General features: G+C 63.9%; 14 protein-coding genes. 8 read left to right on the top strand and 6 right to left on the bottom strand.

Going from position 1 to position 14,233, the window contains the following annotated elements; genetic code table 11:
• Positions 1-80: 80 nt before the first annotated feature.
• The 5 genes from KVP10_RS08750 to KVP10_RS08730 all read right to left on the bottom strand — a co-directional run bounded on the left by KVP10_RS08750 (position 81) and on the right by KVP10_RS08730 (position 4,943).
• Complete coding sequence (locus tag KVP10_RS08750; protein WP_217964175.1) at positions 81-1,136, bottom strand: ABC transporter substrate-binding protein; 1,056 nt, start codon at positions 1,134-1,136, stop codon at positions 81-83.
• 61 nt (positions 1,137-1,197) lie between these two features.
• On the bottom strand, positions 1,198-2,079 hold the full coding sequence (locus KVP10_RS08745; protein WP_217964174.1) for an ABC transporter permease: 882 nt from the start codon (positions 2,077-2,079) through the stop codon (positions 1,198-1,200).
• Between the two features lie 5 nt (positions 2,080-2,084).
• Positions 2,085-3,146 carry an ABC transporter ATP-binding protein gene (locus KVP10_RS08740; protein ID WP_217964173.1) on the bottom strand — a complete coding sequence of 354 codons (1,062 nt, stop codon included), beginning with the start codon at positions 3,144-3,146 and terminating at the stop codon, positions 2,085-2,087.
• Positions 3,147-3,159: 13 nt separating this feature from the next.
• Positions 3,160-3,999, bottom strand: coding sequence for an ABC transporter permease (locus tag KVP10_RS08735; RefSeq protein ID WP_217964172.1), 840 nt, complete (start codon positions 3,997-3,999; stop codon positions 3,160-3,162).
• Positions 4,000-4,016: 17 nt separating this feature from the next.
• Complete coding sequence (locus tag KVP10_RS08730; RefSeq protein WP_217964171.1) at positions 4,017-4,943, bottom strand: MurR/RpiR family transcriptional regulator; 927 nt, start codon at positions 4,941-4,943, stop codon at positions 4,017-4,019.
• Between the two features lie 267 nt (positions 4,944-5,210).
• On the opposite strand from KVP10_RS08730, the gene KVP10_RS08725 reads away from it, so the two are divergent.
• The 3 genes from KVP10_RS08725 to KVP10_RS08715 all read left to right on the top strand — a co-directional run bounded on the left by KVP10_RS08725 (position 5,211) and on the right by KVP10_RS08715 (position 7,178).
• A complete protein-coding gene (locus tag KVP10_RS08725) occupies positions 5,211-5,363 on the top strand; it encodes a hypothetical protein (protein ID WP_217964170.1) in 153 nt (50 codons plus the stop codon).
• Positions 5,364-5,465: 102 nt separating this feature from the next.
• Complete coding sequence (gene folE2, locus KVP10_RS08720) at positions 5,466-6,308, top strand: GTP cyclohydrolase FolE2 (RefSeq protein WP_217964169.1); 843 nt, start codon at positions 5,466-5,468, stop codon at positions 6,306-6,308.
• Between the two features lie 153 nt (positions 6,309-6,461).
• Positions 6,462-7,178, top strand: a complete 717-nt coding sequence (locus KVP10_RS08715; protein WP_217964168.1) for a ferredoxin--NADP reductase — start codon at positions 6,462-6,464, stop codon at positions 7,176-7,178.
• Between the two features lie 60 nt (positions 7,179-7,238).
• On the opposite strand, the gene ilvD is transcribed toward KVP10_RS08715, so the two are convergent.
• The gene (ilvD, locus tag KVP10_RS08710) at positions 7,239-8,924 is read right to left on the bottom strand and encodes a dihydroxy-acid dehydratase (RefSeq protein WP_217964167.1); all 1,686 of its coding nucleotides are present in this window, start codon (positions 8,922-8,924) and stop codon (positions 7,239-7,241) included.
• 426 nt (positions 8,925-9,350) lie between these two features.
• Here ilvD and KVP10_RS08705 point away from each other — a divergent pair, with 426 nt between their 5' ends.
• From KVP10_RS08705 to KVP10_RS08685, 5 genes are read left to right on the top strand one after another with little or no spacing between them, the layout of a single operon-like run.
• The gene (locus KVP10_RS08705) at positions 9,351-10,139 is read left to right on the top strand and encodes a phosphodiesterase (protein ID WP_217964166.1); all 789 of its coding nucleotides are present in this window, start codon (positions 9,351-9,353) and stop codon (positions 10,137-10,139) included.
• Positions 10,140-10,158: 19 nt separating this feature from the next.
• Complete coding sequence (locus KVP10_RS08700) at positions 10,159-11,211, top strand: ABC transporter ATP-binding protein (protein WP_217964165.1); 1,053 nt, start codon at positions 10,159-10,161, stop codon at positions 11,209-11,211.
• A gap of 20 nt (positions 11,212-11,231) precedes the next feature.
• Entirely contained in the window at positions 11,232-12,527 is a 1,296-nt protein-coding gene (locus KVP10_RS08695) for an ABC transporter substrate-binding protein (protein ID WP_217964164.1), read from the top strand.
• 37 nt (positions 12,528-12,564) lie between these two features.
• A complete protein-coding gene (locus KVP10_RS08690; protein ID WP_376810933.1) occupies positions 12,565-13,428 on the top strand; it encodes a carbohydrate ABC transporter permease in 864 nt (287 codons plus the stop codon).
• Positions 13,425-14,228: a carbohydrate ABC transporter permease gene (locus KVP10_RS08685; protein ID WP_217964162.1), complete on the top strand. Its 804-nt coding sequence runs from the start codon at positions 13,425-13,427 to the stop codon at positions 14,226-14,228. Before KVP10_RS08690 ends, KVP10_RS08685 begins: the two co-directional genes overlap by 4 nt.
• The last annotated feature ends 5 nt before the right edge of the window (positions 14,229-14,233 follow it).

Below are 14,233 nucleotides of genomic sequence, written 5' to 3'. Positions count from 1 at the left end.
CCGGAAACCCGAAACCGGCGTCCCAAAGGTTCGGCCGGCCCGAAGCCGCCCGGGCCGAGAAGGCCGGGCAGCCTGCCCGCCTACAGGCCGACGCGGAAGTCCTTGTTCCAGAAATCCAGCAACGCGCCCTTGTTCTTCATCAGCAGGTCGAAGTCCACTGGCACCAGATGATCGAGCTCGGCATGGCTGAACCCAACCGCCTGCTGCAACGAAGGCGGAAGGTCGGCATTAGCCACGGTAGGCGCATAACCCATAGTCTCTGCGAACGCACGCTGCGCCCGGGCGTCCAGCATTGCATTCATGTATGCCAGCGCGCAACCCGCCGCCTTGCTGCCAGCCGCCACGCCCGCTTCGAATGTAGCCGGTAAGGCGCCCTCTTTCTGGAATTGAAATGCCACCGGCAGCCCGGCCTTTTTCCACTGGACGGTACGGGCCTTCCATGTGACGGTGACCCATATTTCGCCGCTTTTTAGCGCACCCGCCAGGGCGTCGACCGAAGGGTAGATCTTGGGCGCATTGGCCTTGAGTTCCTTCAGGTATTTCTTGCCCAGTTCCAGATCCTTGGCGTCACCGCCCAAGGCCAGCGCACCGGCCAGGGTCAGGTAGTCGTACTGATCATCGACCAGACCGACGCGGCCAGAATAGGTTTTGTCCAGCAGCGCCGCCAGGCCGGATGGCGGGGTCTTGACATGCTCGGTGTTGTAGACCAGCACCAGGGCGCTGAATATGTGCGGGATCGCGTAGCTGCGCTTCAAGGCCGGCAGCACATGGGCCAAGTTGGGAACTTGCGCCGGATCGATCGCCCCGGTCGCCCCTTCCGCGTACATCTGATACATATCGTTGTCGCGCAGCAGGGAAACATCCAGGGAACTGCGACGTGCATGCTTCTCGGCGCGCATCTTGGTCTGGCGAGCCAGCGCGCTGCCGACGTCGTACACCACTTCCAGGCCGCCGGGCTTGACCAGCGGGTCGATGTTCTGTTGCAGCAGACGTTGATAGTCGCCGCCCCAGGTGCCGACGATGACGCGGCCCTGGCAGGCGCCCGCGGCAAAAGCCCGTGCGCCGGTACCGGCCAGCAGGGGCGTCAGGGCCAGGGAACTGGCGGTCTTGAGGAATTGACGGCGTGTATGACGCATGGGGAAGTCTCCTGGAATGAACGGCGAGCGCATAGTTGCGACGGGGAAAATCGGGAAAAAATTAGGCGGCCATGGTCTTGACATACCTGCGGTTGATGAGCCAGTGCGACAGCAAGGCCATGAGCAATGTCGCGATGACCAATATCCAGGCGAGCGCCGAGCCGAACGCCCAGTCCGATGCCTTAGTGATCTGGTCGTAAAGAGCGGGCGCCATCATGGTCAGTCCAGTCCCGCCCAGCAGCACTGGGGTCGCATACGCGTTCATGCACAGGATGAACACTAGGACGGTACCGGCCGCTACGCCCGGGGCAGAAATCGGCAGGATCACGCGCAGGAAGGTCGTGAAGAAACTGGCGCCGAGATTCTGCGCGGCTTCCTCCACCGAAAAATCGATACCCTCGAGCACGCTCTGCAAAGTAAGGATGAAATACGGAAGCACTACGCCGGTCGTGCCGACGACCACCGCTGCGGGGGTGTACAGCAGACGCAGCGGTTGGCCGATGAGACCGAGCCAGGTCAACAAGGCATTGATCGCACCGGCATTGCCAAGGATGATCATCCAGCCGGCTGCCCGCACGACATTGCCCACCAGCAGCGGGAACACCAGCAAGATGATGAGCAGGCTCTTGTAGCGGCTGCGCGTGCGGGCAAGGAAGTATGCGACCGGGAACCCCAGGACCAGCGCCAGGCCGGTGCATAGTGCCGACACCCACACCGTGTCGCCGAATATCTTCAAGTAGAAAGGATCCGTGAAGAAGCGGCGATAGCTCTGCAACGTAAAACCGGCATGCGCCACGGCCCCGGGCGCTGCGACCTGGAAACTTCCCACCAGTAGCATCAACATTGGGGCGACGATAATCAGCAGCACCACCAGCGAGGCGGGGAATGCCAGGCCTGGCCCCGCCAGCATGCCGCCCGTACGTCTGTCTTGTGCATGCGCCATAGCGGCTATCCGTTGAAAAGCACGCTGTCCTGCGCGCGAAAACTTGCGTAGACCCGCGCCCCGGGAGCCAGGACCGTCGCATCGAAACCGTCATCGCCGCGATTGGCCGTCTGGCCGACGAGATCGGGCCCGGCTTCCAGTTTCAGACGAACTTCGATTTGCGAGCCCAGGTATGTGACGCCCGCAACCGTGCCCGGCAGCACATTGGCGACTTGCGGCGGCTGCGCGTGAATGCCCAGCCGCTCCGGGCGCACGCCGAGATGTGTCGCGGAGCCACCACCCTGCTCTGTGGCAAGGACCGTACCGTCCTTGCAGATGAAGCGGCCAGCGCCGTCGCCCCCTCCTTCGAACAAATTCATGCGCCCAAGGAAGCCGGCGACGAACAGGTTGGCCGGATGTTCGTAGAGTTCGCGAGGCGTCCCCACCTGCTGGACCTTCCCTTCGTACATGATGGCCATACGGTCGGAGATGGCCAAGGCCTCTTCCTGATCGTGCGTCACGAAGATGGTGCTCAATCCCAGGCGCTGCTGCAGGGCGCGTATTTCCTCGCGCACTTCGAGCCGAAGTTTCGCGTCCAGGTTCGAGAGGGGCTCGTCGAGCAGGAACACACGCGGCTGGATGGCTAGCGCTCGCGCAATCGCCACGCGCTGCTGCTGCCCGCCCGACAGCTCGCGCGGGTAGCGCGCGCGCAAATGGGTCATGCGCACCAGATCGAGGACTTCGCCGATGCGGGCCGGCCGCTGTCGCGCCGGCACCCTCTGCATTTCCAGGCCGAAGGCCACATTCTGTTCCACCGTCATGTGCGGGAACAGCGCGTAGCGCTGGAATACCATGCCGGTATTGCGCTTGTGCACCGGCAGCCGCGTGATGTCAGTGTCGCCGATCAGGACACGCCCGGCACTGGGCTCGATGAAACCGGCGATCATGCGCAACGTGGTAGTTTTGCCGCAGCCGCTGGGCCCCAGAAAGGTGACCAGTTCGCCGTCGGCGACATCGAGGGAAAAGTCCTCAACAGCGGTAGTCGCACCAAACCGTTTTTGCAGATTCTGGATGGAAACGTTGGCCATGGCTGTATCGTCCCTACACTACCCGGCTGAGCTTGACGTAGCGGTCGGTCACCAGCATGATGGCGCCCAACAGCAGGATTTGCACCGATGCCACTGCCGCGATGGTCGGATCGAGATTGAATTCGAGATATTGCATGATGGCTATGGGCAGTGTGGTGTGTCCCGGCCCGACCAGCGACAGGGACAACTCCAGGTTTTCGAACGACACGATGAAGCTGAACAGTGCGGCGGCCACGATCGACGGACGCAGCATGGGCAGCGTCACGCGCAGGAACGCGACTCGGCTGCTGGCTCCCAGATTGCGTGCCGCTTCGACCACGGATTCGTCCAGGCCTTGCATGCCGGCCGACACCAGCCGCACGGTCCAGGGAATGGTGAGGCAGATGTGCGCGGCCACAAGGCCGCCGTACGTGCCGACGATGTCCATGTCGAGAATATTCTCGGCGCGCAGATAGAACAGATAGATAGCCACGCCCAGGATGATGCCGGGAATTAGCAAGGGCGAAAGCAGCAGCGTGTTGACCATGCCGCGGCCGGCATAGCGGTAGCGCACGACACTCATGGCAGCCAGGATGCCGAGCACCACGCCGCCCAAGGCCGCCAGCAGCGCTATTTGCAGGCTGAACAGGAAGCCGTCAGCGAAGGCGTTATTGCGCCAGGCGTTCACGTACCAGGCGAACGTATAGCCTGAGGGCGGAAAATACAGGATGGCGTCTTTGAAGAAGCTGAGCCATATGACGAAGAAGATGGGGCACAACACGAACAGGTAGACCAGCGCAACAATGGCCCGATGCAGCAGGCGGCCCCACGCTATGGATGCACGCGGCTGCAAAGACGGGACGTTGTGGGACATGGCGGGAGCGGGCCTGTTCACTCTGGCTCCCCGGCACGCCGCGCCTTGCGACCGCGGGCGCCGGCGGGCTTGCGGCCATCACGGTACAGCCAGGGCAAGGTGGCCTGTGTCATGGAGGCAGCCGCCTGGGCCGATTTAGGCACGCGATGCGCCACCGCGCCGCACAGTCCCTGAATCACCGCCAGCACGATGGCGTCCGAATTGGCCGCCATGCGACGATAGGCATGGATGTAGAGCGAAATATCGGCCAGTTGGCTCAGGGGAGAGGATATGCTGTCGGTCAGGGCCAGGATGCGCACGCCGCTGGAGCGCGCCTGCTCCGCGACGGCGATGGTGTCGCGCAAATAGCGGGGAAACGCAATGGCCACCACTAGATCGCGGGCCGTGGCGTCGTACAGGCGGCGAGCGGCATTGGCGGGACCACCCGCCCTGGCCAGGGATTGCACATAGCCCAGATAGGGATTCAGGCCATATTCCAGTTGGGCAGCCAGATGCCCGCTGCTTCCGAAACCCACCACGAACACCCTGTCGGCGCCGACCAGCGCATCGACGGCGTCATTGCAGGCCTGGCCAGTCAAGGCATGCTGGGTGGCGCGCAAATTGTCGATATCAGTTTCCAGCGCCGACAGGATCAGTTCGTGACTGGAAGCAGGCGAAGCCAGTGCGCTCTTGAGTCTTTCGACCGGAGCGAGCGTAGCTTCGAATTCGCGCATCATCGCCGCCCGGAACTGCGGATAGCCGCCGAAACCCAGCGCGCCCGCAAAGCGGTTGGCGGTGGCCGGAGACACACTGGCGGCCTGCGCGATTTCCTCGATGCGCATGGTGGCCGCCTGGAACAGATTGTGATTGACGAATTCCGCCATCAGACGCTGGGCGCCGGTCAACGAAGGCAGCGCGGCGGCAATGCGCGCCTGGATGCCGCCTGGGTGGGAAGCTTTATTCATGCAGGTGTGGGAGGCGGGGGGCCGTCGCTCTAATTTTGAATGCCTGAAAATTAATTTCCACATTATTATTTTATGAAAAATATTTTTCAAACGGGGTTAACCCTTAGAACGGGCGCGCAAGCACCACGGGCCGGAACACGGTAAAGCAGGAACCGGAAAGGAGCCCTCGAACAAGGCCAGGACAGAGCCGTTAAAAATACTTGTCACCTTTACGCGACACCGCGCATCTAACGGGCAAGAAGACAAAACCATCGGAGAACGACAGCCATGTCCAGAGACACCCGCGCAGCCCCCTTGCCGCCGCGCGGCGGCGGCGCTGATGCGAAACCGGTGGTGCGCGCCCGGGAGGGCGATGCCGCTGCCTTCGAAGCCGTCGTGCTGGCCGAACTGAAGCAGTGCAGGCTGCTGCGGCTGCATTGAGTCTCCCGCCAAGACATATGGCCGCCTGCCGCATGCCCTAGCCTGGGCCCGACACCATGCGGCCGGCGCCGGCCCCCGAACTCCGAATCCCGAAGGAAAACCATGAACGCCCACGCAAAGCGTTCCCCCATACCCAGCGCCCAGGCACTAGGCCTGCCCGACATCCAGGCCCGGCCTGATCTGCGCGGCCTGGCCCTGGATGCCGTCGGGGTCAAGGGCCTGCGCCATCCACTGAACGTGCAGGGCCGGCGCGGCTCGCAGCCGACCGTGGCCACGCTGGACATGACAGTAGGCCTGTCCGCCGCGTCCAAGGGCACGCACATGTCGCGCTTCATCGAGGTGCTGGAAGCACGGCCGGACATCGCCGGCCAGGCCGGCCTGCGCACGCTGGTCTACGACATGCTGGCGCGCCTGGGAGCCTCCAGCGGCTGCATCGAGATGTCGTTTCCATACTTCGTGCGCAAATCCGCGCCGGTGTCGGGCACGTCGAGCTTGCTGGACTATGACGTGACCTGGCGCGGCGAGGTCGATGCCCGCGGAACCTACCGCTACCGCATGCGCGTCACGGTGCCGGTGACCAGCCTGTGCCCCTGCTCGAAAGAGATTTCTTCCTACGGCGCACACAACCAGCGCTCGCTCATTGCCATAGAAGCCGAGCTGGACGCAGAGATGGCAATCGAAGAGCTGATCGCGATCGCCGAGCGCAATGCATCCTGCGAAGTCTACGGGCTGCTCAAGCGCCCCGACGAAAAATACGTCACCGAACGCGCCTATGACAACCCCAAGTTCGTCGAAGACCTGGTGCGCGACGTGGCGCTGGCGCTGCAAGCCGAACCGCGTGTGGGCGCGTACCGCATCGAAGCCGAGAACTTCGAATCCATACACAACCACTCGGCCTACGCGCGCATCGAGCGGCCGGCCGCATTCGGGCAGACCGCGCCATAGCATGGGCCAGGCCGCAATTCGCCCGAACGTATACTGGGTACAGAGCCCGTCCGGCGCAGCCGGAACGCGTAGCTTGCCAGACCACAGTCATCCCGCCGGGCGGCATTGTTTCTACATTGAAGAAACACACATTTTTGAACATGGAGCCTTGCCATGAACACTTACACCGTAGCATTGCAGGGTCGGGACGAGGTCGCCGACCGGACCATGGCGTTTCACTTCGACAAACCCGAGGGCTTTGCATACAAGCCCGGGCAGGCCGTGGATCTCACACTGCCGCAGCAGTCCGGCGCCGAGCCCCAGGTGCATACTTTTTCCCTGGTCAGCGCGCCCTACCAGAACGAACTGGCGATCGCCACGCGCATGCGCGACAGCGCCTACAAGCGCGCCTTGCGGGCGCTTGCGGACGGGGCGCAACTGACGCTGCAAGGGCCTTCGGGCTCGCTGACGCTGTCGGAAAAGAAAATCCGCCCGGCGGTACTGCTGGCGGGAGGCATAGGCATCACGCCGTTTCTCAGCATGCTGCGACAGGCAACACACGATGCCTCGCCCCGGCCTCTGGCGCTGCTGTATTCCAACCGCCGCCCCGAAGATGCCGCGTTCCTGCATGAACTCCAGCAATTGGCGCAACGCAACCCGCATATGCGCCTGATCGCCACCATGACGCAAATGGAACAGTCGCGCCAGCCATGGGACGGCGACACCGGCCTGATCGACGCTGCCAAGGTCAAGCGCGCCGCCGAGGGATACGACGACCCCATCTACTATCTGGCGGGCCCGCCCGGACTGGTCGACTTCCTGCGCGACCTGCTGGAAGATGCCGGGGTGGACGAAGACGATATCCGCAGCGAAGAATTCTTCGGCTACTGAACCCGGCCCGCGGGCCGGCGCCGCCCGGAACATGTCCGGGCGGCATCCGCAATCAGGCGGTCAGAACTTATCCAGCACCGCGCCGGTGCTGGCCGCCGAGGCATTGAAGGCGAACTTGGCCTGCACGCCGCGGGTATAGCGCGGCGCCGGCGCCTTCCAGGCGGCGCGGCGAGCCACGATTTCTTCTTCGGGCACGTTCAGTTGCAGCAGCAATTTGTACGAGTCGATGGTGATGGAATCGCCTTCTTGCACCAGGGCTATGACGCCGCCGGCCGCGGCTTCGGGCGAGACATGCCCCACCACCATGCCCCAGGTGCCGCCCGAAAAGCGGCCATCGGTGATCAGGCCGACCGAATCGCCCAGCCCGGCGCCGACCAGCGCGCCGGTGGGAGCCAGCATTTCCGGCATGCCCGGGCCGCCCTTGGGTCCCAGGTAGCGCAGCACCATGACGTCGCCGGCCTTGATGCGGCCCGCCAGGATGGCGTCCAGCGCCGATTGCTCGTCGTCGAAGACGCGCGCCGGGCCGGTCATGGCGGGGTTCTTCAGGCCGGTGATCTTGGCCACCGCGCCTTCCGGCGACAGATTGCCCTTGAGTATGGCCAGGTGGCCATGCTTGTACAGCGCCTGTTCCAGCGGGAAGATGACCTTCTGGTCTGCGCGGGGCGCGTCCGGCACGTCCCGCAGCACTTCGGCGATGGTCTGGCCGCCGATGGTGATGCAGTCGCCATGGATCAGCCCTGCATTCAGCAATATCTTCATCACCTGCGGAATGCCGCCGGCCTTGTGCAGGTCCACCGCCAGGTAATGGCCGCTAGGCTTCATGTCGCAGATGACCGGCACGCGCTGGCGCACGCGTTCGAAATCGTCGATGCTCCATTCCACCCCCGCCGCGTGGGCAATGGCCAGAAGATGCAGCACGGCGTTGGTGGAGCCGCCGGTAGCCATGACCACGCTGACGGCGTTCTCGATGGACTTGCGGGTGACAATGTCGCGAGGCTTCAGGTCGCGCGCGATGGCCTTGAGCAGCACGCGCGCGGATTCGGCTGCGGACTGGGTCTTTTCTTCGTGCACATTGGCCATGGTCGAGGAATACGGCAGGCTCATGCCCATCGCCTCGATGGCGGAACTCATGGTGTTGGCCGTGTACATGCCGCCGCAAGAACCGGGACCGGGAATGGCATGCAGCTCGACCTGCTTGAGCTGATGATCGCTCATGCGGCCCGCGGCGTTTTCCCCCACGGCCTCGAAGACGCTGACGATGTTCAGGTCTTTGCCGTCCAGGCGGCCCGGCAATATGGTGCCGCCGTAAACGAAGATGGCCGGCACATTGGCACGCAGCATGCCCATCATGGCGCCGGGCATGTTCTTGTCGCAGCCGCCGATGGTGACGACGCCGTCCATCCACTGGCCCTGCACACAGGTCTCGATGCAATCGGCGATGACTTCGCGCGAAACCAGGGAATATTTCATGCCCTCGGTGCCCATGGCCATGCCGTCGGAAATCGTGGGCGTGCCGAACACTTGCGGGTTGCCGCCGCTTTCGCGGATGGCCTCGATGGCCGCGTCTGCCAGCTTCTGCAAGCCGCTGTTGCATGGCGTGATGGTGCTGTGGCCATTGGCCACGCCGACCATGGGCTTGTCGAAGTCTTCTTCCTTGTAGCCCAGGGCGTAGTACATCGAGCGGTTGGGCGCACGCGACTTGCCCTGTGTGATGTGTCCGGAACGCAGAGATTTGGAGCCAGCCATTTTCTTTTCCTCGAGTGATTTCGCCGCAACAGAACAACTCAACCCGCCCAGTGTACCGCCGTGCATCGCAGGCCGGCGCGGCAACCCCAGCCCGGCAAGGGTCGGCCCGCAAGCCATGTCGCCGTCTATATAGATAGAAAGAGAACCGCCACGGAACCAAGTCCGCCCGCGGGCCCGATGCCAAGACTCGGGCATGCGCACGCCGAAGGCATCGAGCCTGGCCGCCCAAACGTCGGGCCAACACGCCACGATTAGGGTAACTACTGCAATATCGCCGTCATACTTCAAGGATAAAATGAAATCGTTTTCAAATACCTGCCCGCCATTTCGCCGCCTACGGGGCCATCAGCCCTGCTCAGCGGCACGGCATATAAAGCGATAGCGGACACCAGGCTTGCGTCCCGACTTCAAACCAGAGGTGCCATAGTGCTGATTGCCCAGATCAGTGACCTGCATATCCAAGAACGGCCAGGCCCGGACGGCGTCATGGCGATCGACCACCTGGAACTCGCGATAGACGACCTGAACCGCTACGAGCCGCGCCCCGACCTGGTCCTGGTAACGGGCGACCTCAGCAATAACGGCCTGCCGGCCGAATACGCGATACTGCACGCGGCGCTGGACAAGCTCGAAATCCCCTACCTGCTCATCGCCGGCAACCATGACAGCCGCGAGCCGCTGCGCGAGGCTTTCCCCGAACATGCCTACCTGCGCAGCGGCGGCGAGTTCATCCAGTACGTCGACGACACATGGCCGGTACGCATCGTGGCGCTCGACACCACGGTGCCGGGCCGCCATCACGGCGCCCTCTGCCCGGCGCGCCTGCAATGGCTGTCGGACCGGCTGGCCGAACAGCCCGGGCAAACCACGGTAGTGATCATGCATCACCCCCCTTTCGACACCGGCATACGCCCGATGGACGCGCTGGGGATACTCGAAGGCCGCGACGAATTCGCACGCATCATCGGCCAGCATTCCAATATCGAGCGCGTGCTGTGCGGGCACATGCACCGCAGCATTGTGTGCCGCGTCGGCAATACCCTGGCCAGCACCTGTCCAGGCACCGCCCACCAGGTCGAGCTCGATCTGCGCGAGCGCGGACGGCTGACGTCCAATGCCGAACCGCCGGGCTATCACGTGCACTGGGTACGTCCCGGCGCCACCGTCACCCATCACGCCGTGGTGGGCTATCTCGCTTCTCCGCTGCCGGCCTGAGGCCGAGCCCCCCGCCGCCATGTCTTCCGTAGTCCTAGACAAGATCACCAAGCAATACGGCACCGCCCCGGCCGCCGTCAGCAACATCCAGTTCGAAGTGCCGGCCGGCACCTTCACCGTGCTGCTGGGGCCGTCGGGCTGCGGCAAGTCCACCACCCTGCGCATGATCGCCGGGCTGGACTCGCCCACGTCCGGACGCATACTCATCGGCTCGCGCGACGTCACCGAACTCGCGCCCGCCAAGCGCCGCATATCGATGGTGTTCCAGTCGTATGCGCTGTTCCCGCACCTGTCCGTGCGGGAAAACATCCTGTTCGGCCTGAAGGTGCGCAAGGAGCCGGCGCGCGATTTCGACCGGCGCCTGAAGCAGGTGGCCGACCTGCTGGGCCTGTCGCAACTGCTGGACCGCAAGCCTTCGCAACTGTCCGGCGGACAGCAACAGCGCGTGGCGCTGGGCCGCGCGGTCATTTCCGAGGCGCCCGTATGCCTGATGGACGAGCCGCTGTCGAACCTGGACGCGCAGTTGCGGCATGAAATGCGCCGCGAGATCCGGGCGCTGCAGCAGAAGCTGGGCATCACCATGATCTACGTCACGCACGACCAGACCGAGGCCATGAGCATGGCCGACCACGTCGTGCTGTTGCGCAACGGGCAGATCGAACAGCACGATACGCCCGACCGGCTCTACGCCAGCCCGCGCACCGAATTCGCGGCGCGCTTCATCGGCACGCCACCCATGAACCTGCTGCGCCTGAACGAGGACGGCACGCGTATCGCCGGCAGCGCAGCCGCGATAGCAACACCGTACGGCGCACGGGCGCGCAAGCTCGGCGTGCGGCCGGAACACATCGCGCTGGCCGCCGACGGCGGCTTCGAGGCGCGGGTGGAAGGGGTCGAATTCTTCGGCGCCGACACCATCGTCGTCTGCGCCATCGGCGATAACCCGGGCATCACCCTGCGCACGCCGGGACACTTGCGGGCCGCGCCCGGCGAGGCGATCCGGCTGGCCTGGAACTCGCGCGAACAACATTTCTTTGACGCTTCGGGCCTGGCCATCGCGGCCGGCTCATAAACCACCAAGGGGAATCACATATGCGACGCATCGTTCTGAAAACCCTCGCGCTGGGCCTGGCGGGCGCCCTGGGCACATTGCCTGCATGGTCGCAGGCCAAGCCGATCCAGCTCGAGTTCTATTACCCCGTGGCCGTGGGCGGCCCGATCACGAAAATCGTCGACAAGGCGGTGGCCGGCTTCGAAAAGGCCAACCCCGACATCAAGATCAAGGCGATTTATTCGGGCTCCTACCAGGATTCCGTCGCCAAGGCGCTGACGGCCCAGAAGGGCGGCAATCCGCCGCAAGTGGCTGTACTGCTGTCGACCGATATGTTCACCCTGATCGACGAAGACGCCATCGTGCCCATCGACGGCTTCGTCAAGACCGATGACGACAAGAAGTGGCTGAACAGCTTCTACGACGCCTTCATGCAGAACAGCCGCACCGGCGGCAAGACCTGGGGCGTGCCGTTCCAGCGATCCACCATCGTCATGTACTACAACAAGGACCTGTTCAAGCAGGCCGGACTCGACCCGAACCACCCGCCGGGCACCTGGGACGAACTGGTGGCCGACGCCAAGAAGCTGACCAAGCGCGGCAGCGACGGCCAGGTGACCCAGTGGGGCCTGGAAATTCCCTCGGGCGGCGCCTTCGCCTACTGGCTGTTCCAGGCGCTGACCACACCCAACAAGGCCATATTGATGAACTCCGAGGGCAACCAGGTGTACCTGGACAAGCCCGCCGTGATCCAGGCCCTGCAGTTCTGGCACGACCTGGCCTACAAGGACAAGGTCATGCCCACCGGCACCATAGACTGGGGCACTACGCCGCAGGACTTCCTGCTGGGCAAGACCGCCATCATGTGGACCACCACCGGCAACCTGGCCAATGTGCGCAAGAATGCGAAATTCGCCTTCGGCGTCGCGCCTATGCCCAAGGCCAAGCAAGGGGGCAGCCCCACGGGCGGCGGCAACTTCTATATCTTCAAGAAGTCCACGCCCGAACAGCAGCAGGCCGCCTATAAGTTCGCCAAGTGGATGACCGGCCCCGAGAACGCCGCGCAATGGAGCATCGACACCGGCTACGTCGCGGTGACCAAGCCCGCCTGGGACACCGACAAGATGAAGGCCTACGTCAAGGAAGTGCCTCAAGCCGTGGTGGCGCGCGACCAGCTCGCGGTGAGCGTGGCCGAGTTTTCCACCCACGACAACCAGCGCGTGACCAAGCTGTTGAACGACAACCTGCAGGCCGTGCTGACCAATGCCAAGACGCCCAAGCAGGCGATGGAAGACGCCCAGGCCGGCGCGAACCGCATCCTGCGTTCGTACCGGTAAAGGCGGCGGGAGGCTCGGCGGCATGAAACGCAACGGGATGAACGCGGTATACGGCTGGCTGCTGCTCTTGCCGGCCATGGCGCTGCTGATCGCCTTCACGCACTACCCGGCCCTGTCCACCTTGTGGCATAGCTTCTATTCCACGCCCAGGGCGGGCAGGCCGATGCATTTCGTCGGCCTGGACAATTACTCGGCCATGCTCGACGATCCGGTGTTCTGGAAAGCGCTCTGGAACAACCTGTATTTCGCGCTGGGCACGATCCCGCTGTCCATTGCCATCGCGCTGATCATGGCCCTGTGGGTCAACAGCAAGCTGGCCGGCCGCGGCTTCCTGCGCATGGCGTACTTCACCCCCACGGTGCTGCCCATGGTCGCCGTGGCCAATATCTGGCTGTTCTTCTACACCCCGCAATACGGGCTGCTGGCCCAGATCGGCCACATGCTGGGCCTGCCTCCGGTCAACTGGCTGGGCGACCGCTCGACCGCACTGCCGGCGGTCATGGCGGTGACCATCTGGAAAGAAGCCGGGTTCTTCATGATCTTCTACCTGGCCGCGCTGCAGCAGATCTCGCCCTCGGTGCGCGAGGCTGCGCTGCTGGAAGGCGCCTCGCGCTGGCAGTATTTCTGGCGCGTGCTGCTGCCGCTGCTGATGCCCACCACCCTGTTCGTGCTGATCAATGCACTGATCAACGCCTTCCGTGTGGTCGACCAGATCGTGGTCATGACCAGCGGCGGCCCCGACAACGCCACCATGCTGCTGCTGTTCTATATCTACCAGACGGGCTTCCGCTTCTGGGATTCCTCGTACGCGGCCACGCTGACCGTGGTGCTGCTGGTGATCCTGGCCGTGACGGCCCTGGTGAACTTCCGCTGGCTCGACCGCAAGACACACTATCAATGAAGACGAACGCGCTCGATACCCTGGGGGCATGGCTGCTGGGGCTGCTGTGGTTCCTGCCGCTGCTCTATGCCGTGTGGGCGGCATTCCATCCTTCGGCCTACGCCGCGCGCTTCGACCTGAGCGCGCCCCTGACCTTGGCCAATTTCGCCGCCGCCTGGCAAGCCGCGCCGTTCGCGCGCTACTTCGTCAACACCTTCCTGCTGGTCACCATGGTGCTGGTGGCGCAATTCGTGCTTTGCACCCTGGCCGCCTATGCTTTCGCGCGCTTCGAGTTCAAGGGCCGCGACCTGATGTTCATGCTGGTGCTGCTGCAACTGATGATCATGCCCGATGTGCTCATCGTCGAGAACTACCGCGCCATGAGCTGGCTGGGGGTGAACGACACCATCTTCGCCATCGGCCTGCCCTACTTCGCCTCGGCATTCGGCATCTTCCTGCTGCGCCAGACCTTCAAGACCGTGCCGCGCGAACTGGAAGAGGCGGCGCGCGTCGAAGGCGCCAGCCGCTGGCAGATCCTGATGCGCGTCTACGTGCCGCTGGCCAAGCCCATCTATATTGCCTATGGCCTGGTGTCGGTCAGCTACCACTGGAACAATTTCCTGTGGCCCCTGATCATCACCAAGTCGGTGAACACGCGCCCCATCACCGTGGGCCTGCAGGTCTTCGCTTCTTCCGATCAGGGCATAGACTGGTCCGTGATCACCGCCGCCACGCTGCTCAGCGCGGCGCCGCTGCTGATCGCCTTCCTGCTCTTCCAGCGCCAGTTCGTGCAGTCGTTCATGCGCGCTGGCATACGCTGAAGCCC

Source organism: Candidimonas humi, assembly GCF_019166065.1.
Classification (GTDB): Bacteria; Pseudomonadota; Gammaproteobacteria; order Burkholderiales; family Burkholderiaceae_B; genus Candidimonas; species Candidimonas humi.
Note: the sequence above shows the minus strand (reverse complement) of the source record. Positions and strands in the feature narration are given on the sequence as shown.

Excerpts from the sequence above, each read along its gene's own strand:
- KVP10_RS08745 (WP_217964174.1), bottom strand. The coding sequence starts at position 2,079 with ATGGCGCATGCACAAGACAGACGTACGGGCGGCATGCTGGCGGGGCCA.
- KVP10_RS08700 (WP_217964165.1), top strand. The coding sequence starts at position 10,159 with ATGTCTTCCGTAGTCCTAGACAAGATCACCAAGCAATACGGCACCGCC.
- KVP10_RS08695 (WP_217964164.1), top strand. The coding sequence starts at position 11,232 with ATGCGACGCATCGTTCTGAAAACCCTCGCGCTGGGCCTGGCGGGCGCC.
- KVP10_RS08740 (WP_217964173.1), bottom strand. The coding sequence starts at position 3,146 with ATGGCCAACGTTTCCATCCAGAATCTGCAAAAACGGTTTGGTGCGACT.
- folE2 (WP_217964169.1), top strand. The coding sequence starts at position 5,466 with ATGAACGCCCACGCAAAGCGTTCCCCCATACCCAGCGCCCAGGCACTA.
- KVP10_RS08725 (WP_217964170.1), top strand. The coding sequence starts at position 5,211 with ATGTCCAGAGACACCCGCGCAGCCCCCTTGCCGCCGCGCGGCGGCGGC.
- KVP10_RS08715 (WP_217964168.1), top strand. The coding sequence starts at position 6,462 with ATGAACACTTACACCGTAGCATTGCAGGGTCGGGACGAGGTCGCCGAC.
- KVP10_RS08730 (WP_217964171.1), bottom strand. The coding sequence starts at position 4,943 with ATGAATAAAGCTTCCCACCCAGGCGGCATCCAGGCGCGCATTGCCGCC.
- KVP10_RS08685 (WP_217964162.1), top strand. The coding sequence starts at position 13,425 with ATGAAGACGAACGCGCTCGATACCCTGGGGGCATGGCTGCTGGGGCTG.
- ilvD (WP_217964167.1), bottom strand. The coding sequence starts at position 8,924 with ATGGCTGGCTCCAAATCTCTGCGTTCCGGACACATCACACAGGGCAAG.
- KVP10_RS08690 (WP_376810933.1), top strand. The coding sequence starts at position 12,565 with ATGAACGCGGTATACGGCTGGCTGCTGCTCTTGCCGGCCATGGCGCTG.
- KVP10_RS08750 (WP_217964175.1), bottom strand. The coding sequence starts at position 1,136 with ATGCGTCATACACGCCGTCAATTCCTCAAGACCGCCAGTTCCCTGGCC.
- KVP10_RS08735 (WP_217964172.1), bottom strand. The coding sequence starts at position 3,999 with ATGTCCCACAACGTCCCGTCTTTGCAGCCGCGTGCATCCATAGCGTGG.